Genomic DNA, 25,544 nt, shown 5'->3' with positions numbered 1-25,544 from the left:
TCGCCGGCTTGTTCGTTCACGTCAGGAGCAGCAGCGCCGACCAGTGCGCCTGGTCGCGGGGGCGGTTGGAGCGGTTGCTGAGGGCCAGGGCCGTGCCGGCGCTGCCGGTGAGCAGTCCCAGGTTGCCGCTCTGGGCGCCGGTGGCGGCGAGTTGAGTGTGGCGTCGGCTGCCTTGCGTTCCAGGGGTGCGTTGCCGTGTGCGGCGGCGGTCAGCAGGACACCGGCGGTGCCGTGGCAGATGCCGGCGCCGCTGGTGTCCAAGCCCTGGTCGGGCAGTTCGGCCGCCCAGCCGGTCAGGGCGTCAAGCACTTGGAGCCGGCTCGCCGTGGTGGTGTGGGCGCGTACCCGCAGGTGGGGCCCGAGCGCGTCGGTGCGGTAGCGCAGCCAGTAGCTCAGGCGCGCGCCGGGCAGCGGCCCGGGTCAGGGTGTCGGGGAGGGTCCAGCGCTGCGGTGCCAGGATGGTGCCTCGGAAGGTGGCGCGCGGGGTGTAGGGGGTGTGCGGAAGAGCCTTGCGTCCAGGTGAACGGGTGCCAGGGGCGTTCCCCGGCGTGGTCGAGCAGGTGCAGCAGTTGCGCGGCGGGAGGCAGCAGGTCGCGGGTGATGCGGCTGAGCAGCACGGGCCTCACCGGCGCTTGAAGTTGCTGTGACCACAGCACCAGGCGGGTCCCCGTGGAGGCGATGGCCAGGTCGGCTGGCAGGAGGTCGCCGTCGCGGGCCGGCACGCCGACCGGTATGCGGTGGGGGAGCGGCGGCGGGCCTTGTGGATCAGATGGCGAGAGCGCTATTTCAACCGGCCGTCGAAGTCGCTGTCTGCCTGCACCGCGATGTCCTTCACCCTGCCCCCATCTGCCACCCCACCAAGTCCCCGGACGCGCCCGGCCGGCACGGGCAGGCGAGATCGAGAAGAGCCACGACCGGCAGAGCGTGAGGGTTGAAGCCCGCCGGAGATCAACGGTGACACGCCCGCCACGCTCACGGGAAGTCAGCTGGCCTTGGACGGCTCTGGGTCTGGTGCAGGGTTGGGTGACAGGTTCGTTCACGCGGCCTGGAGGGCCGGTGTGGTCATGACGGTCTCGTACTCGACGGGTGTGAGCCGGCCGAGGGAGGCTTGCCTGCGGCGCCGGTGGTAGGTCCTTTCGATCCAGGTCACGATGGCGATCCGCAGTTCCTGGCGGGTGGCCCACTGCCGGCGGTCGAGGACGTTCTTCTGCAGCAGGCTGAAGAAGGACTCCATGGCCGCGTTGTCGCCTGCCGCCCCGACCCTCCCTATCGAGCCGACGATCTGGTGGCGGTCCAGCGCCCGGACGAATTTCCGGGAGCGAAATTGCGATCCGCGATCGCTGTGCAGAACGCACCCGGCAACGCTCTCGCGTCGGGCAACGGCATTGGCCAGGGCTGCGACGGCCAGGCGCGACTTCATCCGCGAGTCGATGGAGTAGCCCACGATCCTCTTGCTGAAGACGTCCTTGACTGCGCAGAGATACAGCTTTCCTTCCCCCGTGGCGTGTTCGGTGATGTCGGTGAGCCACAGCCGATTCGGCGCACTCGCGGTGAAGTCGCGGCGGACGAGGTCGTCGTGGACCGGCGGTCCGGCCTTCTTGACGCTGCCGCGCTTCTTGCCGAACACGCTCCACCAGCGGTTGTCCCGGCAGATCCGCCACGCGGTCCGGTCCGCCATACCGGCTCCCCCGGCGCGGGCCTCGTCGGCAAGGAAGCGATAGCCGAACTCCGGATCCTCCCGGTGGGCGTCGAACAACGCGTTCGCTCGATACGCCTCCTCGAGCGCGGCATCGGCCACTGGCTTGTCCAGCCAGCGGTAGTAGGGCTGGCGGGAGAGCTTCAGGACCCGGCACGCGACCGTGACGGGAGTACCGCCTGCGGCCAGCTCTTTCACGAGCGGGTAGATCCTTTTCCCGGCAGGTTCGCCTGCGACAGATAGGCCGCGGCCCGGCGAAGGACCTCGTTCTCCTGTTCCAGCAGCTTGATCCGCCGCCGTGCTTCCCGCAGCTCCGCACTCTCCTGGCGGGTAGTTCCGGGCTTTGTCCCCTCGTCGATGTCCGCGTGGCGCATCCACTTGAACAGCGTCATCGCGTGCACGCCGAAGTCGGCGGCCACCTGCTCGACCGTCACGCCCGGGCCGCGGTTCCTCGCGACCCGCACGACGTCCTGACGGAACTCTTCCGGATAAGGCTTGGGCACAGCGACATCCTTCCCACCCGCCCCACAGGGCAAGCCAGTTCAGACGTCACCCGATCGTGCACCAGACCCTCTTCCGTTCGTGCGCGGGTGCTGGCGAGGCAGGGTCTCGGCGAAGTCGCTGGGCGTCCGATTCATAGCGATATCAGCCTTCTGGAGGGCTGACGGAACAGACGTTGCGGTGCAGGTCGATGGCGGCCGTTCTTTGACCGACTCGGTGCTTGTCACCGGTACGCTCGCGGCCGTGGATGCCGATGACACCGGGATGGAGAGCGCCTACTGGGATCCGCTTCCGACGGCCCGAGAGATCGTGACGCGCTGGCGCGGCGGCTCGAGTGACCTCTCGATCGGAGAGGGAAGGTGGGAGGACCGGAACTGGCTGAACGTCCCTGGCCCGTTCTATACCGGAGTGACCGACGACGGCGTGAACGGTCCGGTCTACGCCCCTCGGCTGGTCCTGTGCGGCGGCGAATGGGGCATGGAGTTCGTCTACCGTCAGCCGCGAACCCGCGCGGAGGTGGAGACGCTGCTCGACGTCGCTTGGGGAGAGCCCATGGGCGGGTATGCGTGGGACGGCGACGACCGCTGGAGCGAGGATTCGGTCCGGGAGTGGTGGGCTGGCCGGGCGCGGGTCCGCGAGTGGATACACAGCGAGATCGGGCGGTGTTCCGCCAGCGAGCGGGCCCAGGATCACGAGGACCTTCCAGCTCTTCACGACTTCGCCGCGCACGTTGGAGGCCCTCTGGAGCGTTATCTGCGCGGCTACGTGTACTGGCTCATCGAACGTCGTGAACCCGGTGCCGGTGTGGCGCTTCCGCGGCTGTGACCTCACCGGCCGGCCAGGGCCCCACCGCATTTGGGTGGTCGCCCGCCGTCCGGATTCTCGGGCGGCCCCACGAACCTGATGACCCGTCAGGCACGTCTTCCCAAGATCACGTAGGTCTCTACGCCACATGACCGTTTGGGAAGATCGTGCCTGCTGCGTCATCATCACCGATCCTGCCTGTCTTTGACCAGCTCCGTGATCAGGCGCCGGTGACGCCGGCCGAGCGTCCTGACCTGCTGGAGCGTCTGGCTGGGGTGCCCGATCCACGAGACCCGCGCGGTGTTCGGCACGCCCTGGTCCACGTCCTGGGCACTGGCCGCCGCGGCGGTGCGCTGGCGAGTGCCGGCTTGCTGTGGGCGGCGGCAAGCGGTGGAGAAAGGCGTCTGGACACGTATCTCCTTTCTCCTTCATGCGGAGGAAACCGTGGGTAACCAACTCGCCTGAGGACACGCGCAGTTGGCCTCCCGCCCAGCGTTCTTACCCGGCTGGCGCGACAGGGCCAGAGGTCGGACGTCCTGGGTCCGCCGCGCCCGCATTCGGCGCGAGGCTGCGGCGGGGCCTCGCGGTCACCTCAATCCGCTGATGAGGGGACCCGAGCGAGGTGTTGAGGGTGTCGCCGGATATTTCTCAGATCATCACACTCGGGTAGCTGTGAAAAAAGTCGGCCGGGCCGGCTCCGGCGATTATGCCCCCGATAGTGGCCATGAATAGGGTAATCTGACGATATCTCATGCCGTCGCGGCACCGACCCGGGGGGGGACGGCCAAGTGGTACCGCATCTAATCGGTGAGGGCGCTCCGGTGCCGGCCTTCGGGGAGGAGCTGCGCCGCCTCCGCCTGGCGGCCGGGATGTCCCTGCGCACGCTGGCCCGCGAGGCCCAGTGCAGCCCAGCGCACATCAGCCGGATCGAGCGCGGCCTGCGGCAGCCCGGTCACGGCGTCGCCCGGCTGTTCGACCGCGTGCTGGACGCCCAGGGGCTGCTGCTGGCACTGCTGCCGGGCAGTGGCGAGGAGGCCGCCGCCAGGCCCCGGGACACCGGGCCGGAGGAGGCGGACCGGGGCCGGCCCGCAGGTCCCGCCCCCTGGGCGCCGGACCCGCGCGACTCCGCCGCGATCGCCGCGGGCTTCGCGTCCGCCGCCTGGCACCTGCGGCTGCTCGGCCGGCAGGTGCCCGCGCATGTCGTCCTGCCCAGCGTCGCCGAACAGGCTCGCTCCCTGCGGGCGACAGCCCTCGCCGGCCGGACCCCCGACCGCACCCTGCTGCGCCTGGCCGCGCACATAGCGGAGTTCGCCGGCTGGATGGCCCAGGAGAGCGGCGAGGCCGCGGAGGCCGCGCGGTGGACCACGGAGGCCGGCCGGCTCGCGTCCATCGGCAGATTCCACGACCTGCGCGCCTACAGCAGGGTCCGGCAGGCCGAGTTGGCGATGTACGCGGGCCGCGCCGACACCGTGGTCGAGCTGTGCGAACGGGTGCACCACGAGCGCCGCTACGGCGTACGCGTCCGGGCGTTCGCCGCCCAGCGCGCCGCCCAGGGCCATGCGATGCGCGGCGAAGCTGTCGCCGCCATGCGGGCGTTGGAGCGGGCCCGCGAACTCTGGTCTGCGCAGCCGGACGAGCGGCCCGACGCGATGCTCCTCGGGTCGGCCGCCGTGGGCGACCCCGGGCAGCTCGTGACCGGCTGGTGCTGGGTGGACCTGGGCCGGCCGCGGCTGGCCGCCGAGCTGCTGCACTCCGGGCTCGGCCCCGCCCACCGGGTGGAGGGCCGCCGGATGCGCGCGCTGTTCGGGGCCAGGGCCGCCAGGGCCCTGGCGGACGGGGGCGAGCTCCAGGAGGCGGTGGAACTGGGCCGCCGGTCGATGCGGGCAGCCTCGGCCACGCACTCCGCGACGGCCCGCATTGAACTGCGGCTGCTCGCACTGGCGTTGGAGCGCGCACCCCGGCACCGACCCGCCACCGACCTGGTGCAGGCGATACGCGCGCTTCCCGGCCCCGGCGCCGGCGCCGCGTACACCGAAGACGCGGCGCGAGCCTTCGTCGGCGACAATGACCGCAGCGACGGCGACGGTGAGGGCCACGATGACCGCGGGAGCGTACGACAGCCTTGACGGGACCGGCGACCCGGCCGCCGGCTGCCCCTTCTGCGAGCTGCTGCGCACCCCCGCCCACCCCGCGGTCGTGGAGCGGTGGCCGGACGCCGTCGCGCTCACCCCGCGCCGCCCGGTGACGGAGGGGCACCTCCTCGTCGTGCCGCGCAGCCACGTGCCGGACGCGGCTGCCGCCCCGGAGGTCGCGGCGGCGGCGATGCGCCACGCGGCCCGGCTGGCCGGCCGCTATCCGTCGTGCAACATCATCACCAGTTGCGGCGTCGAGGCCACGCAGACCGTCTTCCACCTGCACCTGCACGTCGTCCCGCGGCGCGGCGGCGACCGCCTGGCCCTGCCCTGGGTCCCGGGGCCCCGCTGACCCGTACGGGCGGCTCGCGCGGGCCCCGTACCACCCCGTACGGGGCGGGATCAGCGGTCCGCGACGACCTCCCACACCGGCGTGCGCGCCACCACCGGGCGGTCCTTGTCGGCCTCCGTGGTCATCACCGGCATCCACAGCGTGCGCACCCCCCGGCGGTTGACGAGCCGGCAGCCGCGGCCGCACCCCGGGCAGCTGACCCGGCCCGCCACCAGGTCGTCCTCCGGGGCGTCGAAGTAGCCGAAGGCGTCCATCCCGCCCCCGCCCTCGTCCGGGGCGCGCAGGAAGGCGTCCCAGTCCAGCTCGCTCGCGGCCCGCCCCCGCGCGGAGCACCCCGGGCAGGGCACCCGCACCCGGGACCAGAAGAGCTCTTGGACGACCTCCGGATCGTAGAAGCCCCACCGCCGCAGCACCCGGGAGAGCGGCCGGGCAGGCCCGCGCGGCTCGATCTGGCTCTCCGGCGCCGAGGAGATCGGGTCGCAGTTGGTCAGCAGCATGGCCAGCCGCCGTACCTGCTCGTGGTCCGGCAGCCGCAGCAGCCCGCGGTTCGCCGCCGTCACCAGCGGCATCGTCCCCGGTACGCCGGGCAGCGCCACCTGGGCGTCCTCCAGTTGCGGCAGCCGGCCCACCAGCCGCCGCCCGCCGGTGTGCAGCAGCATGTACGCGGCGCACATCAACTCGCCCGCGCACCAGAAGGAGTCGGCGTAGTCGTCGGTCAGATACAGCACGATGCGCCCGGTGGCCTCGATCTCCCGCTGGAGCCGGGCGATCCCCTCCCACATCTGCGCCCGGGTGACCACCTCCGTGGGGTACGAGTACTCGTTCGGCGGGACCATCCGCACGGTCGTGCCCCGGCTGCGCTCGAAGGCGTCCCGCCACTGCTCGGCCTCCTGCTGGCGCGAGCCGCGGAAGCTCAGGAAGTGCTCGGCGGGCCGGTCGTACATCCAGTAGTGCCCGGCCGGCGGCGCCGCCTGCTCCGGCGGCGTGAGCGGCGCGCCGGTGAGCCGGGCGGTCAGGTGGCGGGCCAGCCACGCCCCGATGGCGTCGTTGTCGTAGGTGCTGCCGTGCACGGGGGCGAACTGGTGCCACGTCAGCACGTTGCGCGGCAGCGGCGTACGGCTGACGATCACGTTCTTGCGGCGCAGCTTCGTCCACCCCGTCATCGCGTCGTAGACGCCGCGCTCGTCCTCCAGCGAGGCGTCCCAGACGATGACGTCGGTGCGGCCCAACTCTGCGCCCATTCCGTCGCGCCGGTCGGCAGGCGGACGTACCACTCGCAGCGCGACGCCCAACCGCGCGCAGAGCGGGACTATGTGACGGTCCAGCAGATCCTGGCCGCCGTCGGTCGCGGGCGCGAAACAGGTCAACCGGGGCACGTTCGGTGAGCGTAGTGCGCCCGCGCGTCAGGCAACACCGCAACACGGAGATCTGCCCGCGAACCCTCGCAGACTGGCCTCATCGCGCAACTAGGAGTGCCGGCGGCCCGCCGCCGCGCCCACCCGTGCAAGGGGAGCACGCGCATGGACAGCACACCCACGACCGGCACCGTCCGGATCGCCGCCGCCATCGACTTCGGCACCCACGGAACGGGATTCGCCTGGTCGGTGATCGAGCCGCTGAACGCCGTGGCAGCCGAGCGGCAGATCAGGCGGTCCTCGTACAAGCCCGTCGGCAAATACGAGATCACCCCGGCGAAGAATCTCTCGGCGCTTCTCGTCGACCCGGCCGGGAACGTGGCCGAATGGGGTTACGCGGCGCGGGCCCGGTGGCTCCGCATGCTGGAGACCGGGACCACGGACGGCTGGGGCTACGCCACCGGCTACAAGATGGCGCTGCGCGCCGACACCGGGCAGATGGGCGTCGCCCTGGCACAGGGCACCGCCGACATCAGGACCACCGCGGCGGTACGCGCGCTGGTGACCGGCTGCCTGGCAAAGGTGCTGGCCGCCGCCGAGCAGGACATGGCCGCCGCCGGATTCCTGCCCCATGAGGTCCGCTGGTGCCTGACGGTTCCGGCCGTCTGGGAAGAGGAGGACAAGCAGTTGATGCGGGAGTGCGCCGTCGCGGCGGGCTTCCCGGACGACGAGAAAAGGCTGCTGCTGACCTACGAGCCGGAGGCAGCCGCCATTACGGCGTATCTCTGCCTGGCGCTGCTCATCGACGGCACCGGGCAGACCGACCGGGTTCCGCTCATGAAGGCCGGCACGCGTTTCATGGTGGTCGACTGCGGCGGCGGGACCATCGACATCACCGCCTACGAGTCGCTGAAGGACGGCAGCATCCTGCTCGCCGAGATCGGCAAGGTCTGCGGCGGGAGGCTCGGCTCGGAGTTCCTCGACCAGGCATTCCGCACCGAACTGCTGGCCGAGCGGCTCGGCGCCGGCCTCGTGTCGCGGCTCGCCACCACCCATCCCGACGAACTCCAGCGGATGGTCGAGCAGTGGGAGCGCCACAAGATCGACGACCTGGTGACGGTGTCCGACGAGACGACCGGCGAGCCGCGGCTGGCGGAGTCCGCCTTGCTGTGGGTGGAGGTGCCCGGCGCGGTCTGGGAACTGCTCGACGAGGACCACAGGCGGCGGCTGACCGAGGCGTCCGGCCGCCGGTACCGCCTGGAATTCAGTGCCGCCGAGGTGCAGCGGGTCTTCGACGGGCTGATCGACGACATCCTCAAGCAGGTCGACGAGCAGCTGACGGCGATGGAGCAGTCACCGCCCATGGTGCCTGAGGCAGGCGGCGCGTCGCAGGAGTACCTGCTGCTGGTCGGCGGCTTCGTCGGCAGCGGCTACCTGGGGGAGCGGATGCACCGGCGGTTCGGGGACCGCATCCGCATACTGCGTCCCGCCAGCCACGAGAGCGCAGTCCTGGAAGGGGCCGTGCACTACGCGTACGACCCGAAGATGATCGCCTCCCACCAGGCCCGCTTCACCTACGGGGTGTCGCTGGCCCAGGTGTGGGAGCGGCAGGACGGCCCGGAGCGCCGCAGTGTCGTCGACGGCCAGGCGGTGTGCATGGACCGGTTCCAGATCGCCGTCACCCTGGGGCAGACGGTCGAGATCGGTGAGCGCGTGGAGATGACCGACCTGCACATCACCGACCGCAGAGCCTCCGAGGTGACGCTCGAGTTCTACCGGACCAGGGCCACGAATCCCCGCTACACCGACGAGGAGGGTTGCGACCCGGCGGGGACGATCAAGGTGCCCGTTCCCCCCCACCACCGCCGACGGAACAACGAGGACGGCTTCACGCTCCGCATGTACTTCGGCGACACGCAGATCAGGGTCGAGATGTGCGACGACCGGACCGGCGAGATCACCAAGGGAACCATCGCCTTCGCGCGTATGCGCTGACCTCATGCCCACCACGTCCGGCTCCGGGACCGCCCGCTGCCGGCGAACGAGAGCACGGAAGGAGGCCCACGACGTGTACGACCAAAGGAAGACCGCACCGAGGACCACGCAGGGGCGCCGGGCCGGCGCACCTGCAGAACCAAACCTGACGGAAAGGGAAGTGGAAGAAGTGCTGGACCAACTGCTGTTCATGTTCAGGTGGCTGCTGACCGGTGGGCCCAGCAGGGCCGAACAGCGACTGGCGGGCCTGCGCGAGCAGATCGACGCCCTCCGGCGGTATGCGGGCGGCCTTGAGCAGCGGCTGGATGCCGCCGACCGGGAACGCGCCCTCCAGGGGGAGCAGGTGGAGCTGGTCCGGGCCACCCTGAGCCGGCTCCAGGACGACCAGCACACGCAGCACGCCGAACTGGCCGCGAAATGGCGGAAACTGCTGAGCGACCGGAGGATCGTCCGCCTCGTGGAGAGTGCCGTCGAGCACGCCCCGGACCGCGCGTGGCAACCCGCGGACCAGTCGGAAGCGGCGCACTGGGCACGCGTACGCGCGGAGGCGGTGTTGCGACGCACCTGCGCGGAGCTGCTGATCGCGGGTGAGGACGTCGATCGGTCCGAGCTGGAACGTCTGCTCGTATCCGCGGGCACGGACGGCGCGGCGGAGCGCGCGGCCGTGGCGGACCTCGCCGCCCGGGCCGCCGGGCTGCACCGCGAGGGCAGCCGGCTCAAAGAGCGCCCCGAATTCGACTTCTCGCCCCCGGAGCCGGTCGTCACGCCGACGACCGGGAGCCTCTACTCGTCGGAGTGCGGCTTCGGCCGCCCGGCCTTGTACGTGGTGCTGCCCGCCTACCGTGCGGGCGCGATGCGGCTGACTGCGCCGACCGTGCTGACCGAGCCCGCCGTACCGGCCACAGGGAGGGACCTGGCATGACCGTCATGGACCTGCGGGTGCTCGCCGAGCGGATTCCGCTCGTCGCCGACCGGGCGCTCGTGGAGATCGTCAACAGCACCGAGACCGCCGCCCATCTGGCGGACTACCGGGCCGGTGAGGGGTTCTTCCGGCACCTGTGGTCGAAGGTCACCGGCTCGGACCGCAAGCGCAACGACCAGGGCGCCCAGGCGCTGGCCCGCGCCCAGCGGCTCACCGTCGACCTGGTGCGGGACCTGGGCGAGCACCTGTCCTTCACCAACCTCAACGTCGCGCTGGTGGCGACCCGGTTGGACGAGCTGGCCCGCGAGACCGAGGACAGCGGCCGGCTCGCCCGGCAGGGCCTGGAGGAGGTCTCCGAACTCGCGTCGGTGGTCGCCTCGTTCATGGACATCACCACCCGCCGACTGGACGCGGTCGAGCAGCGCCTCGACGTGCACGCGGCGCTCCTGGACGCCCATGCCGCAGCGCTGCTGGAACTGGAGCGCCGGCAGGTCCACAGCGAGCTCTGGCAGGGCTCCCGGGATTCGGTGGACGCGGCGGTCCGCGGGTGGCGGACGCACGGCGCCTACCGGAGTCTGCCCTGGCCCTGCCAGGCGCTGCTGCTGGCCAGGCAGCTCGCCGCGGGCAAGCCCGGGGAGCACGAGTCGGCCACCGGCGACCGGCAGTGGCGCGAGCGGCTGGCCGACGAGCTGCTGGCCGACGCGGGGTACGGCGAGCTGCGGGAGGAGCTGGGCTGGCGGGAGCGGCTGCCGCTGGCGGCGCTGCTCTCCCACACGCTGGCCGCCCTGCCCGGCACGGAGGACCGGCTGATGGTGGCCGAGTTGCTCGGTGCCGGGCTGCCCCCGGAGCTGCGGCCGCCGCACACCCCGCTCGCCCTGGTCACCGCGCGCACCCTGGAACTGGCCGCGCGCCGGCCCGAGGAGCAGGAGGGGCATATCATCCACCAGGCCCGCCAGGACACCTTCGAGGAGTGCCTGCGCAGGCCGGGGGCGATGACGCCGCAGGAGTTCGTCCGCTGGGCGGTGGACGAGCAGGCCGACGCCGCGCGGGCCGCCCGCGGGCGCATCGGCCGCGGGCTGGCACCGGGCGGCCGCGGCGCCCTCCCGGTGGCGGAACTGCCGCCGCAGTCGCAGCACCCGGCCCGGCTGGCCACGCCCGCCACGGAAGAGGGTGTGCGATGAGCGGCGCCTTGCCGGCGAAGGAGCCGGGCCTCCCGGGAGCGGGCGAGGAGAAGGGGACGGAAAAGGAGGCGGGGACGCCGCAGGAGCAGGTCGCGTCGCTCGTCGCGCGGGCCGAGGCGCTCGCCGTGCGCCCGGTCCCGCCGGTCGCCGCGCAGCGTGACGGCCCGGAGCCGCTGCCGATCGCCCCGCCGCCCGAGCACCGGGTCGGGCTCGTCCTGGCCGGCGGCGCGGCCAAGGGCGCTTACCAGGTCGGCGCGGTACGCCGGCTCGCGGAGGCCGGGGTGCAGCTCACCGCCGTCGCCGGCACCAGCATCGGCGCCCTCAACGCGGCGGTGCTGGCCTCGGCCCCGGACCTGACGGCGGGCGCGGACCGGCTCAGCGAGGCGTGGGAGTGGTTCACCGGGCGTTTCGGCCAGGGGCCGTTCGGTCCTGCGGACGGTCAGGACGACGAGTTCACCGTCCAGTTCGGCAACCTGGCCCCGCGGCTGGTGCGCATGCTCTCCCGCCGCGGCGACCTGGAGCAGCTGGTCCGCACGTTCGTGGACGTGGACGCGCTGCGGTCCGGCATACCGTGCCGGGTCGCGGTGTACCCGGTGGAGGCGCCGATCCCGATGATCTTCTTCCGGCTGCGTGCCGCGCAGGCCGGCATGCAGGTGCTGCGCCGCTGGATGGGCTTCCGCTCCCGCATGGTGGAGCTGAACGAGCTCCCCGAGCAGGAGGTGGTGGACACGGTGCTGGGCAGCGCGGCCCTGCCCCTGCTGTTCCCGCCGCGCAGCGCCGGCAGCGGCTACTACCGCGACGGCTTCCTCGGCGGCGACAACACCCCGATCCGGGCCCTGGCCGACGTCGACCACTGCGACGTGGTGATCGTCGTCCACCTGGCGCCGGGCGAGACCCTCCGCAAGGGAGATCACGAGGGGCTCACCCTGCTCCAGATCCGCCCCGCCCACCCGCTGGTCCCCGCGGGCCCGCTGGGTGCGGTGAGCGGCGCCCTGGATTTCTCCCCGAGCCGCTACCGCACCCTCCACGAGCAGGGCTACCGCGACGCCGACGCCCTGATGGAACGCGTGAACGCCCTGCTGCGCTCCACCGCCGCGATCCGGCACAGCGAACGCCTGATGGCCGAACGCGTCCAGCGGCTTCAGGACCCGCCGCGGTCCCCCGCCCGGCCGGAGGACTCGCCCGCGACGACGTACACCCAGCCGCCGTAACGGGTGTGCATCCAGGTCCTGGCGGCGCCCTGCTGCACGGGCTCCCAGGGGCGGCACTGGACCATGCTGGGGTCACCGCCGAAGGGGGCGATCATCGGGCCCAGGGCGGGGATCAGGCCGGAGGGCCACCCGTTGCCCGCGGCAATCACTGATCCGGGGCAGATATCCCGCCTCGACATACGACAACGTGATCGGCGGGCCTGACTACCGGCGTGACGGTCCTCGTCCCCGCGCCGGCGGGGGTTCTGAGCCGCGTACGGGTGCGCGGGTCGGCGACGTGCGCGCCCCCTCGCCTCCGGGGGAGGCGAGGGGGCGCGGGGTGCGTCCTGCCGGGGGTGCCGGCAGGGGCCGGCTCGGCGGAATCGTCAGGCGGTGGCGATGCCGAACAGGTGGATCGCGCCCTCCTGCGTCGTGGCCGACAGCGTCACGGAGGTGAGCTGCTTGCCGGACTGGAGGGCGATCGGCGCCGTGGCGAACACGTCGGTGCCCACCGGGTCGGTGGTGCCGCCCGCGTAGTCGCGGTACGAGGTGTGCAGGGCGACGACGTTGCCGAAGGCGGGGGTGCCTCCGCCGCCGCCGAGGGTCCAGTCGCTGAAGCCGATCTGGGCCTGCTGGGTGGTGCCGTCGTCGTAGGTGAGCGTGACGGTGCCGGAGGTGTCGCCGTTGGAGGCACTGCCGAGCAGGCTGAGCTTGGTGGCGCCGGCCGAGGTCCTGGAGACGTCGAGGACCTGGTCACCGCCGCCCACGACGATGTTGTCGGCGGCGCCGGGCGCGACGTTCGGCCAGGTGAAGTCGAAGCCGTTCACCGAGACGGTGCCGCCCGGAGTGGCTCCGGCCGCGGCGAGCGCCTTCGCCGAGTAGCTCCAGCCACCGCCGTCGAAGTTGGCGGTCGGAGCGTTGTCGTCGGACGAGATGCCGTTGTTGTTCACGTACCAGGTGACGGAGCCCTTGACGTCGACGGTGACGCTGAGCCACGCGGTCGGGGCCGTCTCGCCGTGCTTGCCGGCGAAGGTGAACGGCACCCGGTAGACGCCGGACTTGGTGCCGGCGGCGGCCTTGACGGTCAGATCCGCGGTGGCGGCGCCTTCCTTGGGCACGGAGACCTCGCCGTGCGACGGCGACAGGGTGATGCCGGCCGGGACTTCGGCGGTCCAGGACACCTTGGCCTTCTTGCCCTGGATGGTCGACAGGTCGAGCGCCACCGGCGTGGAGCTGCCGGGCTCGATCCTCACCGAGGTGGGCGAGGCGGCCGCGAAGAAGGGGGCCTCACCGTCGCGGAAGGACGGCGGGGCGTCCTTGGCGGAGCTGCCCCACTTGGTGTCGGGGGTGGCGCCGAGGGTGTAGTCGAGGGTGCCGCCCTTGGTGGTGAAGGACGCCGGGACCCAGGGCTGCTTCGACTTCTTGCCGTCGACGCGCAGGCCCTGGATGTAGATGTTCTGCGCCGACGCCTGAGGGGCGTTGACGGTGATGGTGTGGCCGGAGCCGGTGCGGATCACGGCCTTGGGGAAGATCGGCGTGCTCAGGACGAGGTCCGCGCGGCTGGGCACCTGCGGGTACATGCCGAGTGCGGAGAAGACGTACCAGGACGACATGGTGCCGGCGTCGTCGTTGCCGGGGATGCCGCCGGGGGTGTTGGTCCACAGCTTGTCGGTCTCGGCCCGGACGGTCTGCTGCGTCTTGTAGGGCGCGCCGAAGTAGTCGTACAGGTAGGGCGCGTTGATGTCCGGCTCGTTGGTCGCGTCGTAGCGCGTGTCGTCCTGCGCGCTGAAGTCGAAGCTGCCGTCGGAGGCGTGGAAGAAGGCGTCGAGCCGCTGGATGGCGGTCGCGTTGCCGCCCAGCGCCTGGGCGAGCCCGGCGACGTCGGAGTAGACCATCCAGTTGTAGCGGGCGCTGCTGCCCTCGACGAAGCCGTTGCCGGTGCTCGGGGTGAAGTTGGTGCCGGCCCACGAGCCGTCGGAGTTGCGGTCGCGCATGTAGCCGCCCTGCGCGGTGGCGTTGGGGTCGAAGACGTTGGTCCAGTTGTTGCTGCGCTCGGCGAAGGTCTTCTGGACGGACTTGTCGCCGACGGCGCCGGCGAGCTCGGACAGGCCGAAGTCGGCCGCCGCGTCCTCCAGCGTCTCGGCGGCGCCGCCCCAGCAGTGGCAGTTGTCCGACGGCACGTAGCCGAGCTTCAGGTACTGGTCGAGCGCGGGCCGCTGGCCGACGCACTCGACGTTGCAGCCGGCGCTGTCGGAGTCGTTGGCGGTCGGCACGGTGGCGGCCTTGACCAGCGAGGCGAGCGCGCCCTTGACGTCGAAGTCACGGCCGCCGAAGGCGTAGATGCCGGCGAGTGCCGCGTCCGAGGGGTCGCCGGACATGATGCTGGTCTTGCCGTTCTCCAGCAGCCAGCGGTCCCATTCGCCGCCCGCCTGGCCGGCGTAGTTGAACAGCGACTGGGCGTAGTCGCTGCCGATCTGCGGCTGGAGCAGCGTCATCAGCTGCACCTGGGCGCGGTACTGGTCCCATCCGGAGAAGGTGCCGTACTGGGCCTGCTGGCCCTTGGCGAGCCGGTGGACCGCGCGGTCGGCCCCGAGGTAGCGGCCGTCCACGTCACTGGTGAGCGTGGGCTCCAGCATCGAGTGGTAGAGCGCGGTGTAGAAGGTGCTGAGCTGGTCGGTGCTGCCGCCGGAGACCGCGATGCGGCCCAGCGCGGCGTTCCAGTCGCCCTTGGCCGCGTCGCGCACGGCGGCGAAGGAGCGCGTCGGCGGGTTCTCCGCGCGGAGGTTGGCCTCGGCGTTGTCGGTGCTCACGTAGGAGATCGCGACCTTCACCTGCACGTTGCGGGTGCCGGCCGGGAAGGTGACGTAGGCGCCGGAGCCCTTGCCGGAGGCGGGGTCGCCGTTGCCGTCGTAGCCCGTGCCGCCGGTGGCGGAGGTGGAGCCGGGGGCGAGGGCGCCGTCGGTCCAGGTGCCGACCTTCGCGAAGGGCTGGTCGAAGTGGGCCGTGAAGTGCAGGGTGTAGACGTCGTGCCGGTTGTTGGGGCTCTGCGGGCCGCAGAAGTTGCCCGCGTCGACGGACCCGGTCACCGTACGCGTCGCGGCGTCGACGCTCACCGTGGCCGCGCTGCTGCCGCTCTCGGAGTTGGAGGTGCGCAGCAGCATGCTCGCCGGCTTGTCGGCGGGGAAGCCGAACTCGCCGGTGCCGGTGCGCGCGGTGGTGGTGAGCTCCGCGCTGGCGCCGCTGTCGAGGGCGACCTTGTAGTCGCCGGCACGGGCGCTCTCGTTGGCGTGCGAGAAGGTGCTCGCGTACACCGAGTCGCGGGTGTCGGAGCTCGGCGAGGAGGTCACGTCGCCGACGAACGGCATGATCGGGATGTCGCCGTTGGCACCCGAACAGCCCACGCCGTTGAGGTGGGTGAGGCTGAAGCCGCGGATCTTCGTGGCGTCGTAGCGGTAGCCGCCCGGGGCGGGGGTGGAGAACTGGTTGCCCGTGGAATTCTGCGGGCTCCAGGCGAGCATGCCGAACGGGACGACGGCGCCCGGGTAGGTGTTGCCCGCGTTGGAGCTGCCGATCAGCGGGTTGACGTAGGAGGCCGGGTCGACCGGCGCGGGACCAGTTGGCGGGGGACCGGGCGGCGCGGCGGCGGCGTTCTGCGCGCCCAGGCCCAGGCCGAGCAGCGCGGCGGCCACGGCGGCGACGACGGCCCGGTGCCGCAGGCGAGTTCTTCCGCCGGCAGAGGACGATCTGGCTGACACTTTCCTGCCCTTCGGAGGTACGGAGAGGAATCGGAAGGACGCGGACGGCCCTGCCGGCTCCACGGGCTCGGTCGGCGCCCCGCGGGGTAGGGGGCGGGGTGCCGTCGAGGTGGACAACGTTGTCAACGCAACAGCAAGCGATGCTCCTCCCGGCCTCACGAAGTGTCAAGACCTGCTGCTTTGCCATCTGACGGCTCGCGGAAGGGCGCCGTCCGGACAAGTAGGCGCAACTTCCCGCGAGTCGCGCCCGCCCGTGAGGGAGCGCTCTCAGGGGTGGCGTGCCGTCCCGCGGCGGCCCCGTCGCGGGGCGCCGCGGGGCCGATCCTGAGCGGTTGCGCCTACGGCGGTTTCCGGACGGCGCTCTGTTCTGGCGGGGCGATCGGCACCGCCCCGCCGGGGCGCCGGGGTCGCCCGCACGGGGTCGGCGGGGCCGCCCGCACGAACGGTCGAGAGGGCGGCGGCGCCGGGCGTGTCGCGCTTGCGGCGAGCACTTTCTCCTTCCTCTCGGCGAGGCGGGCCTCTTCACCCCGCCCGCGGGGCTTCCCCCACGACGGGGGCGGGCCTGCGCCCCCGGGAGCAGGGGCTTCCGCTTCCGGCGGGGCGGGCGTGCTGTCCGCCGGGGCGCGGCCCTGTGAGTGCCGAAAACTCCATCCGGGTAGGTCACGTGGCATGTTGATACTCGTGGAGGATGCCGTCGCGTCGGTCGCGTTTCTGTACCGTGAGGCAGGCGATCTTCGCTGGGCCGGCGATTGGCGGCGGCAGCCGGTGCAGTGGCCTCGCGTCGGCGATGCTCGGGGTCGATCCACTCCTGCGCGCTCTGTGACGTCGGGTGCATCTGGGCGACCGAGCGGCGGCGCTTGGTCTGCGGGTCGGTCCACCGCACGCGGGCCTTGTAGGGGAGCTTCCGCCCCGGTCGGTGCTCGACGTCCTCCGACAAGGTCACAGCGACGGGGAGTTGGTGACGGTAGGGCACTCAAGCCGCCGTTCGCCGGGTGCCGGGCACGGTGCGCCGGGTGTCCAGCCAGGCCTGCAGGCCGGTGGCGTCGTAGAGGACGACGCGCTCGGACAGGCGAATGAACGGCGGCCCCTGAGGAGGCCGCTCTGCGCGCCAGCGCCGCACGGAGGAGGGGTCGACGCGCAGCCCGGGATGGCCGCACGCCCCGGATGTGCCGCCACGGGGAGGTGGCGGCACATCCGGCAGGCGGGCCGTCGGATCAGGACGGTGTCAGCTGCCATTGCTGGTTGGTGCCGTTGTTGGCGGTCCACTGCACGACTTGGGCGCCGTCGCTGGTCGACTGGCCGGACACGTCGGCGGCCAGGCTGCTGGCGCGGCTGACGATGGTGTAGTAGCCGTCACCGGTCGGCGTGAGGTACCACTGCTGGTTCGTGCCGCCGTTGGCGGTCCACTGCTGCAACTGCAGTCCGGCAGTGGTGGAGGAGGCGTTGACGTCGAGCATTTTGCCGCTCGCGGTGTAGCGCAGGGTGTAGGCCCCGTCCTGGGAGGCGCTGAGGGTCCAGGTCGCGTTCCCGGTCTGCTGGACGGCCTTGGCGCCGTCGGCGGTGGAGTTGCCGGCGATGGCCAGCGGCTTGCCGCTGTTGCGGTTGACGATCCGGTAGGTGCCCGGTGCGGGACCGGTGCTCCCGCCGCCGCTCAACGTGAAGTACTCGACCGCGTCGCTGAACACGGTCGTGCCGGCTTTGCTGGTGGACAGGACGAGGTAGACCCGTGAGCCGCTGGACGGCGCGGTGAACGACACGGTCTGCGTCGCCTTCGAGCCGAGCGGGACGGTGAGGGTGGTGTTCCCGGAGGCGATCACCGGGCCGGTGGCGCTGTCGAGGTGGGCGCTCCAGGCGAAGCCCACGGCGGTGCCGGTGAAGTCGTCGTTGAACACCGAGATCGTACGGTTCACGGTGCTGTTGGCGGCGTATCCGGGGACCGCTTGCGTGAGCGGGAAGGTGCCGTTGGAGTCCGATACGCCGGAGGCCGACCAGTAGGGCAGGTCGACCGCGGCAACGGGGTTGAACGCGGCCTGGACGCGCTGGATCTGCGGATTGCTCCACGGGTCGGAGAGGTTGTCGGCGCCGTAGACGGGATGGCCGCCTTCCTCCGGGGTGAGATCGGTGGTCCGTACCCCGGGCACGACACCGTCCCAGCCCGACAGCAGGGTGTACGGGCGCAGGTCGCTGGCGCCCTTGCCGCGCTTGGCGGCCGTCGCGGTGGCGAACCACTCGAAGCCCTGCTTGGTGTTGCACTTCGGCCAGATGTACTCGCCCTCGCCGTCCGGCCGGCCGGTCACCGACTGCACCCGCTCGCCGTACTGACCCGTGCCGTCGATGTAGTGCGCGAAGATGGCGAAGTTGGAGTAGTTCATGTTCGGGTACCTGCTGGGCGAATCGGCGCCCGGCGCGGCGTCGATGCTGATCGGCCGGGTGCCGTCGTTGCCGTTCACCGCCGCGTAGAGGTCCTGCTCGAACTGCTCGGAGTCGTTGCTGAAGCTCGGTTCGTTGGCCTGGCTCCAGCGGACGACCGCCGGGTGGTTGCGGTCGCGCAGGGTCAGCGCGCGGTCGTGGTCGACCATGTTGTCGTGACCGCCGACGAAGTCCTCCGAACCACCGCGGATTCCGCCCTCGTCGATGATCATCAGGCCCATCTCGTCGGCCACGTCGAGCATGTAGGGGCTGGCCGGCTCCTGATGAATGCGGACCACGTTGTAGTTCAGCCGCTGGTAATTGTCGACCGCCTGCGGCCAGCCGCCGTTGCCCGAGGAGGGCGCGAGGAAGCCGGGCAGGGTGTCGTAGGCGTCGCCCTTGCCGCCGTTGTTGACGCGGTCGAAGTCGGCGCCCTGGAGGTTGTCGCCGCGGTAGTTCACGCGTACGCCGTTGAGCTGGTAGTACTCGCCGTTTTGCGTGCTCTCTCGGAATCCGAAGCGGTACGTGGCGTCGCTGGTGCGGCCGTCGTCGGTGGCCGCGTGGACCGTCAGGCGGTGCAGTTGGGCGCGATACCCCTGGCGGTAGGGGACGTTGGGCCACCAGTACGAGGAGGAGCCCAGGTTCCACGCCACCGGCCCGACCGTCACCTTGACCGTCGAGTGGGCGGCGACGCTGACCGTGCGGCTGGGCAGGGACGGGTAGGTGAACGACGTGCCGTTGTCCGAGGCGAGCGAGCCGGTCAGGGTCACCGTCCGCGCGGCGCCTGAGGTGTTGGTCACCGACGCGTCGTAGGTGAGGGTCTGATTGGCCACGGACGTACGGACGAACGTGTCGCTGACGTACACCGCCGGGTATGCCCGCAGGAACGCCGAACGGAAGATGCCTTGCGGCACGGCCTCCGACCAGTCGGCGGCCACCGGCACCAGGTACTTGCCCGAACTGTTCTTCAACGCGCCGCGGCCTTTCACATCCACGCTGATGGTGTGCGTGGTGCCGGGTGCGGCGTACGCGCTGATGTCGAAGTTCGACGGCGTGAAGGCGGTGGTCTTGGTCGCCACCGTCCGCCCGTCGACCGACAGGGTCGCCTGGTGGTTCACCGCGCCGAACTCGATCCATGTGGACTGCGGCTGCCCGGAGTCCGGCACGGTGATGGTGCGGGAGTACACCGCCTCGTTCACATCGGTGAAGCCCTGCTTGTACCAGCCGCCGCCCGGCACGGTGATCGACGTCGCCGACCGGCCCACCGGGGTGAAGCCCCACGTGCCGGCCAGGTCGACCGACGCGATGGCGGCGTTGCCCGCGGTGAAGCCGTCGGTGCCGGAGGCCGGCGCGGCGGGAACGGCCGCCGTGGGCCTTAGGGCGGTCGCCGTGGCCGGCTGTGTTCCCACAGCCCCGGTCAGCAGCGCCACGACGGCCACGGACCAAAGGGCCAGGCGTCGACGGCGCGGCGGCTGTACGTGTTGTCGCTTCACACGATCCTCCTTGTAGACGGACCCGGCACGGGCAGGTGGTGAACCGGCCGGGGCGGCGCTGAAGCCGTAAGGCGGTGAGCGACCCGCCGGGTTGGCCTTGTCCCACCACAACTCGCCGACAACCAGGGGGAAGGGGGCCGCCCGGACCCTCGGCTCACCTGACGGGCACCCACCGTGTTAGCGCTCACATATACTGATCGGTCGGAGATATGGCGTCACTGGAGGGACAGATGTTTCGGATACAAGAACGTGCACCTCCGCCCCTCGCGGTGTCAAGCCTCACGACACGAACCGATTCGCCCGGTCATCGGTGAGACCTCCCGCCCCCACCCTTGCCCTGATCGCCCCTGTGCTCGCATCGGCGCCAGAAGCCGAGGTCCCCGCGCGGACGGCCGGCGCGCGGGGCCGGCACCGGAACAGGCCCGAACCGCACACCCCTTGAGGTGGCGCCGAAGGACGTGTCAGTCTCATTACGACCCTTCTGCCGGGGCATTGCCCCCGCTGGTCGACTGCGCGAACCTGGACCCCTCCCACTGAATGTGAGCGCTCACCCCTCCTGGGCGACGCGCGCTCAAGAATTGCAGCGCCCCGCGCCGGTCGGCTCCAGAAGATCAAGACATGGCGCGGCCCGGCCACCCGCTACGACAAGACGCCCGACGCTTACGAAGCTGGACTCCACCTCCGCGGATCGATCATGCGGCTGAAGCTCCTCACCACAACCACATGAGGATCCGGCACTCAGGAGAAGTGAGTATGAGCGCTCTGCCTTGGCCGCGAAGTTCAAGGGACGCTCGGGTCATGGGCTTCAAGCCGTTGAACGTTCCTCCCTTCCTGTCACTGCTCCTCGTTCCGGTTGCGGCATGGGCCGCCTGGCTGGGGTGGGACCAGCATCGTGACGTGCATGCCGACGGTTCGGTGACGGGCCCCTACGAGCCGTGGCAGGTTATCGGACTGGTATTGACCCTGGCGGCAACGGTGTGCTGGGCGGCTTCCCATGGGCAGGTCAAGGGCGCCGTGCTCGGCACCACGGCTGGCCTGACCGCTGCCGCCTACTACGACTGGTCCGACGATCCCAGCGGCCTCTTCCTGATCGGAGTGGGCCTGGTCCTGACGGCAAGCCTCGTAGCCACCCTCGTGCTCTCCACCGTGGTCGCCTCGCTGACACGGGGCCGCCCTGGTGCAAGATCCGCTGGGGGCACGGAGCACGACGCTGAAGCCTCGCCTTGTGCTGGTACCTCACGACGACCGCTCTGCCGAACAGCCCCGCAGGCGGCCCCCGAATGGATCGCCTCGATCTTGAGATCTGCGCGTCGGTGTCGGCGACGGCCTGGTCCATCGGCAGACCTCCCGCCTTCGACCGCGAGGCCGCCTGGCGGTACTCGTGGATGGGTCCGCTGAGGACGTTGTGGCCCTGGATGCGGGTGTAGCCCCGGGTCGGATGCTCGTTGGCCAGGCGCAGGATGAGTGCGGTGAGTTCCTCGGAGATCGGCGGGCGTCCGGTCCGGGGAGGCTTCTGTTTCCACTTCCGCCGCAGGAGTCGGCGGTGCCAGGACATGAGGGTGCCCGGATCACACGCAACGCCATACAGCCGGAGCATGCCATGATCACCTGGAACCGCAAAGAGCCTGGTCAGCGGCCGTGCGCCAGTTTTTGCACCCTACAGGGGCCACTCCGGCCCTCTCACGTTGCCGGGGTCCGGGCGTCGTCGGGGATCTCCGACACATGGGCGCTGACGATCCGCCAGCCGGCGGGGAAGCGGGCCCACGCCTGGGTCTGGCGGCCGGTGACCGCGGCGCCCGGGTAGGCGAACAACGTGGTGACGACGGCGAATTCGGTTCCGAACGTGCTGATGAGGGTCTCGAAGAGCTTGCGGCCGGCGGGCAGCGGGGGCTGCTGCCACCGCCAGTTGCGGATGTCCGCCGCCCCGATCTGATGGTCGGCGATGCCGAAGCGGACCGTGCCGGGGGACTCCCAGAAGTACCCCGCGATGGCGACGCGGTCGTCCGCGACGAGCGCTTCCTCGTAGCCCGCGAAGGCCGCCGTCACTTCGGCGACCGTCTGCGGCAGGTCCACATCCATCCGCTCTCTTCCGTTCGTCGTGGCGGGACAGGGTCAGTCGGTCGTTGCCGGGGCGCTCGGGCGCTGGGCCGGTTCGCCGGGGCCGGCGGGTTCGTCCGTCCCGGTGGCGACTCCTGCCAGGGCGGGTTCCGGCCGCGGTTCCGGGGCCGGGGCGTCGCGATCGCTGCCGTGCAACCGGTCGAGTTCGCGTTCGTCCGCGTCCGGGACGCGGGCCGGCGGGCGCGTCAGTGCGAGGGCGCCGCACAGCACCGCGGCGAAGAGATAGCCGAGGGACACACCGCCGTTCTCGTCCCAGCCGACCTCCGGGCCGTGGATCAGTCCCACGAAGGAGAGCGCGGAGCCGAACAGGGCCACGACTGCGGCCGGCACGAACCGTTTGTCGATGACGAAGGCGACGAGCGCGCCCAGGACCAGGCCGGCCAGGATCGCGCCCTCACCGAGCACCATCAAGCCGTGGTAGACGACGCCCGACGATTCGAGCTTGGCTTCGCCGACCTTGGCCGCGGTGGTCCCGGCCGCCGCGAGGGCGTCGTCCATCTGGCCGACGGCCCAGGAGGCGATGTTCGGCACCAGCGCGGCGACAACGGCGGCGGCGTGTGCCCTGGGTGAGAACTGGAAGGCCTGGGCGCCGATGAGCAGCCCGATGTAGAGCAGGATGGGCACGATCGCGGCCACCGGGAGGATCGCGCCCAGCAGGCCGAACATGCCCAGGAAGCACAGCAGGGCGATGACCGCCCCGGTGGCCAGCGAGTAGCCGGTACGTCCGCCGGCCTTCTTCCACCCCGGGTGTCCGACGTACACCGCGGGAGGGAAGGGGGAGCCGAGCGCGGAGCCGATGACGGCGCCCGCACCGTCGGCCAGCAGTACCGAGCGCAGGTTGTAGGAATCACCGGCGGCGGCGGCGCTCTCGACGTTGGTCATGCCCTCGGTGAAGTTGTAGACGCCCAGCGGGATGGCGGTGGCGAGCAGCGGTGAGACGCCGGACAGACCGGAGAACAGGGTGCCGAGGTGCAGGCTCGGAAGGGCGAGAGTGATGTCGCCCGCCGCCGAGGAGACCGCCGATCCGGACATCGCCCCGCCGGCCCAGCCGATCGCGGTGCCCACCAGCAGGGCGGAGAGTCCGATCGGGATGTTCCCCGGCAGCCTGATGTCGGTCATCAGGCCGATGAGCAGGAGCAGGAAGACCGGCAGGGCGATCCACAGCTTGTCCCACATCTGGCCGGCCGGTCGCATGGAGATGAAGGAGATGGAGATGCCGGCGAGGGTGCCCAGCAGCGCGGCGCGGGGCGCGTAGCGGCGGATGTAGGGGCCGATGAAGGCGCCGATGAGCACGATGACGCCGATGATGAAGGCCCACGCGACACCGGCCTTCCACGCCAGCAGGGGATCCTTGGTCTTCAGGTAGACCGGCAGCATGATGACGAAGACGACGATGAACATGTGCGGCACGCTGGGGCCGTAGGGCATCGCGGTGACGTCCGGCCGCCCCTCCCGCACGGCGAGTCTGCGGCCGAGGTAGGCGTAGTAGAGGTTGCCCACGATCAGGGCGATGCCGAGGGCCGGCAGGATCGTGTGGAAGACGTCGTGGCCCGGGATCTTGACGACTCCCAAGCACAGCCCGGTCAGGGTCAGCACATTGACCAGGACGTTGACGCCGAGTCCGAAGAAGGCGTTGGTGTCGCCCCGTACCCACAGCGGGAGGGGCATGGGTCTGTTCTCGACTGCGGTGGCGCGGCGGAAGGCAGGCATGGCGGGACGACCCTTCGTCAGGCGGCGCGGTGGGTGGCGGGTGGCTCGAGGGGCGGGGGTGCGGCCGGCCGGGGCCGACCCGTTACGAGGCCGGCCGGGTGGCGGTCTCCGCGGAGTCGGGGGGGACGGGTGCGGAGGTGGCCAACGCGCCGAGGAACGCCGCCGATTCGGCCGTCCAGCCGAAGATGCCGCCCTGCGCTCTGATCATTTCCAGGCCGGCGCGCTGGAATTCGGGGAAGTACGAGCCGACGCAGTCCGACAGCACCAGGCACTCGAAGCCGCGGTCGTTGGCCTCGCGGACCGTGGTGTGCACGCACACCTCGGTGGTGACACCGGTGACCACCAGACGGCGGATGCGGCGGGCGGCGAGCAGATCACCGAGACCGGTCGCGTAGAAGGCGCCCTTGCCGGGCTTGTCGATCACCGCCTCTCCCGCTGCCGGGTAGAGCTCCTCGATGATGTCGTGGCCCTCCTCACCGCGTACCAGTATCCGGCCCTTCGGTCCCGGGTCACCGATTCGGAGGCTGGGGCTGCCCCGCAGCAGCTTGCTCGGGGGGCAGTCGGACAGATCGGGCAGGTGCCCCTCGCGGGTGTGCACGACCGTCATGCCTGCGGCGCGGCAGGCGTCGAGTACGGCTCGCAACGGGGCGATGGTGCGGCGCAGTTCGTCCACGTCGTTGCCCAGGCTCGCGCCGAACCCGCCGGGTTCCAGGAAGTCCCGCTGCATGTCGATGAGGACGAGGGCGGTGGTGGCGAGGTCGAAGGAGAAGGGGTACGGGGCGGCGTCGGCTACGAGCGGGTGGGGAACTGCCATGTGCGGTTCCTGCCTTCGTCCAGCGGGTCATGGCGTGACGCCGGCGGTCCGGGCGGGTCCGGACGCGTGCACGGAGATGACTACGAAAGCGCCGCGGCCGTGGCGGCGATCACGTCGTCCGAGGTCGACACGCAGCCGAAGACGCCGCCCTGCATGGTGACCATGTGGAGTGCGGCCTCATGATTCGACGGGTCCGTCGCCCCGGTGCAGTCGGAGAGGATCAGGCACTCGTAGCCGCGGTCGTTGGCCTCCCGCATGGTGGTGTGGACGCATACGTCGGTGGTGATGCCGGTGAAGATGAGATGGGTGATGCCCCGGGTACGGAGCACGAGGTCGAGATTGGTGGCGTAGAACGCCCCCTTGCCCGGCTTGTCCACGACCACCTCACCGGCCAGCGGGGCGACTTCGGGGACGATCTCCCAGCCGGGCTCACCGCGGACCAGTATCCGGCCGCACGGACCGTCCCCGCCGATCTCCGCGCCGATCCGTGCCGATCGCCAGCGCTTGTTGGCCGGCAGGTCTGACAAGTCCGCGGTGTGGCCCTCACGGGTGTGGATCACGAGCATGCCGACGGCGCGGGCGTGCGCGAGCAGTTTCTGTGTCGCGGGCAGCCCGGCGCGGGTCAGTGAGATGTCGTAACCCATGGAGTCCACGTATCCGCCGGGGCCGCAGAAGTCCGTCTGCCAGTCGATACAGAGCAGGGCGACGCGGGTGGCCGCCACGGATGTGTCATAGGGCCATGCGTAGGGCTTCGCAGTGACCGGACCGACGAGGATGTCCGGACCGACGTGAATATCCGGTGCCCGCTGCACTTCGGGCGCGCTGTCGTCCATCGACCCCCCAGGATGGTGAAGCGGGGCTGTGCGAAGGTGCCGCACGTACGCTGGGCCATTTCGGTAGTGCTCATTATGGGAGACCAGGTTTCGGCTGGGCGGTCGCCGCGTTACGCGGGCATGAAGCGGCCGGCGGCTTTCCGCCAGGACCAGGTCGACGGTGGTGGGGTCGGCCCGGACGAGTCGACACACTCGATCCGCACCCGATCTTCCGCAACAACCGCGACCTCGACGTCGCGCTGCGCCGGGCGCTTCTCAGGGCCGCCGCCACGGTGCGGGGTGAT

At 71.2% G+C, this 25,544-nt stretch carries 16 protein-coding genes and 1 pseudogene; 9 read left to right on the top strand and 8 right to left on the bottom strand.

Annotated features, from left to right (window positions below; translation table 11 throughout):
- Window positions 1-1,036: 1,036 nt before the first annotated feature.
- A protein-coding gene (locus tag OG900_05700; protein WUH89692.1) for an IS3 family transposase occupies window positions 1,037-2,199 on the bottom strand; the annotation gives its coding sequence in 2 pieces (ribosomal slippage) (window positions 1,037-1,912 and window positions 1,915-2,199; 1,161 coding nt in all).
- A gap of 178 nt (window positions 2,200-2,377) precedes the next feature.
- Between OG900_05700 and OG900_05695 the strand changes: the two genes are divergently transcribed.
- From OG900_05695 to OG900_05685, 3 genes are all read left to right on the top strand, one after another.
- Window positions 2,378-3,022 carry a hypothetical protein gene (locus OG900_05695; protein ID WUH89691.1) on the top strand — a complete coding sequence of 215 codons (645 nt, stop codon included), beginning with the start codon at window positions 2,378-2,380 and terminating at the stop codon, window positions 3,020-3,022.
- Between the two features lie 800 nt (window positions 3,023-3,822).
- The gene (locus OG900_05690) at window positions 3,823-5,127 is read left to right on the top strand and encodes a helix-turn-helix domain-containing protein (protein WUH89690.1); all 1,305 of its coding nucleotides are present in this window, start codon (window positions 3,823-3,825) and stop codon (window positions 5,125-5,127) included.
- Window positions 5,099-5,485, top strand: coding sequence for an HIT family protein (locus tag OG900_05685; protein ID WUH89689.1), 387 nt, complete (start codon window positions 5,099-5,101; stop codon window positions 5,483-5,485). The genes OG900_05690 and OG900_05685 overlap by 29 nt, the downstream gene beginning before the upstream one ends.
- A 50-nt stretch (window positions 5,486-5,535) precedes the next feature.
- On the opposite strand, the gene OG900_05680 is transcribed toward OG900_05685, so the two are convergent.
- On the bottom strand, window positions 5,536-6,726 hold the full coding sequence (locus OG900_05680) for a hypothetical protein (GenBank protein ID WUH89688.1): 1,191 nt from the start codon (window positions 6,724-6,726) through the stop codon (window positions 5,536-5,538).
- Between the two features lie 279 nt (window positions 6,727-7,005).
- Between OG900_05680 and OG900_05675 the strand changes: the two genes are divergently transcribed.
- From OG900_05675 to OG900_05660, 4 genes are all read left to right on the top strand, one after another.
- Entirely contained in the window at window positions 7,006-8,835 is a 1,830-nt protein-coding gene (locus OG900_05675) for a hypothetical protein (protein ID WUH89687.1), read from the top strand.
- Between the two features lie 160 nt (window positions 8,836-8,995).
- Entirely contained in the window at window positions 8,996-9,757 is a 762-nt protein-coding gene (locus tag OG900_05670) for a hypothetical protein (GenBank protein ID WUH89686.1), read from the top strand.
- Window positions 9,754-10,938: a hypothetical protein gene (locus tag OG900_05665; protein WUH89685.1), complete on the top strand. Its 1,185-nt coding sequence runs from the start codon at window positions 9,754-9,756 to the stop codon at window positions 10,936-10,938. Before OG900_05670 ends, OG900_05665 begins: the two co-directional genes overlap by 4 nt.
- Entirely contained in the window at window positions 10,935-12,149 is a 1,215-nt protein-coding gene (locus OG900_05660; GenBank protein WUH89684.1) for a patatin-like phospholipase family protein, read from the top strand. The genes OG900_05665 and OG900_05660 overlap by 4 nt, the downstream gene beginning before the upstream one ends.
- 365 nt (window positions 12,150-12,514) lie before the next feature.
- Here OG900_05660 and OG900_05655 read toward each other — a convergent pair whose 3' ends face one another.
- Complete coding sequence (locus OG900_05655; GenBank protein ID WUH89683.1) at window positions 12,515-15,883, bottom strand: GH92 family glycosyl hydrolase; 3,369 nt, start codon at window positions 15,881-15,883, stop codon at window positions 12,515-12,517.
- A gap of 1,214 nt (window positions 15,884-17,097) precedes the next feature.
- Window positions 17,098-19,785 carry an RICIN domain-containing protein gene (locus tag OG900_05650; GenBank protein ID WUH89682.1) on the bottom strand — a complete coding sequence of 896 codons (2,688 nt, stop codon included), beginning with the start codon at window positions 19,783-19,785 and terminating at the stop codon, window positions 17,098-17,100.
- Window positions 19,786-20,583: 798 nt separating this feature from the next.
- Here OG900_05650 and OG900_05645 point away from each other — a divergent pair.
- Both OG900_05645 and OG900_05640 read left to right on the top strand, forming a co-directional pair.
- Window positions 20,584-20,952, top strand: a pseudogene (locus OG900_05645) (hypothetical protein).
- A gap of 113 nt (window positions 20,953-21,065) precedes the next feature.
- The gene (locus tag OG900_05640; GenBank protein ID WUH96082.1) at window positions 21,066-21,212 is read left to right on the top strand and encodes a hypothetical protein; all 147 of its coding nucleotides are present in this window, start codon (window positions 21,066-21,068) and stop codon (window positions 21,210-21,212) included.
- 253 nt (window positions 21,213-21,465) lie between these two features.
- Here OG900_05640 and OG900_05635 read toward each other — a convergent pair whose 3' ends face one another.
- The 4 genes from OG900_05635 to OG900_05620 form a co-directional block, all read right to left on the bottom strand.
- Window positions 21,466-21,864 (bottom strand): nuclear transport factor 2 family protein, encoded by a 399-nt coding sequence (locus OG900_05635; GenBank protein WUH89681.1) that lies wholly within the window; start codon window positions 21,862-21,864, stop codon window positions 21,466-21,468.
- 33 nt (window positions 21,865-21,897) lie between these two features.
- The gene (locus tag OG900_05630) at window positions 21,898-23,571 is read right to left on the bottom strand and encodes a regulator (protein ID WUH89680.1); all 1,674 of its coding nucleotides are present in this window, start codon (window positions 23,569-23,571) and stop codon (window positions 21,898-21,900) included.
- Between the two features lie 124 nt (window positions 23,572-23,695).
- Window positions 23,696-24,427 (bottom strand): cysteine hydrolase, encoded by a 732-nt coding sequence (locus OG900_05625; protein ID WUH89679.1) that lies wholly within the window; start codon window positions 24,425-24,427, stop codon window positions 23,696-23,698.
- An 80-nt stretch (window positions 24,428-24,507) separates the two neighbouring features.
- Window positions 24,508-25,149, bottom strand: a complete 642-nt coding sequence (locus OG900_05620; GenBank protein WUH89678.1) for a cysteine hydrolase — start codon at window positions 25,147-25,149, stop codon at window positions 24,508-24,510.
- Window positions 25,150-25,544 lie beyond the last annotated feature (395 nt).

Source organism: Streptomyces sp. NBC_00433 (genome assembly GCA_036015235.1).
GTDB lineage: Bacteria > Actinomycetota > Actinomycetes > Streptomycetales > Streptomycetaceae > Actinacidiphila.
This window is presented reverse-complemented; position numbering and strand designations above follow the sequence as displayed.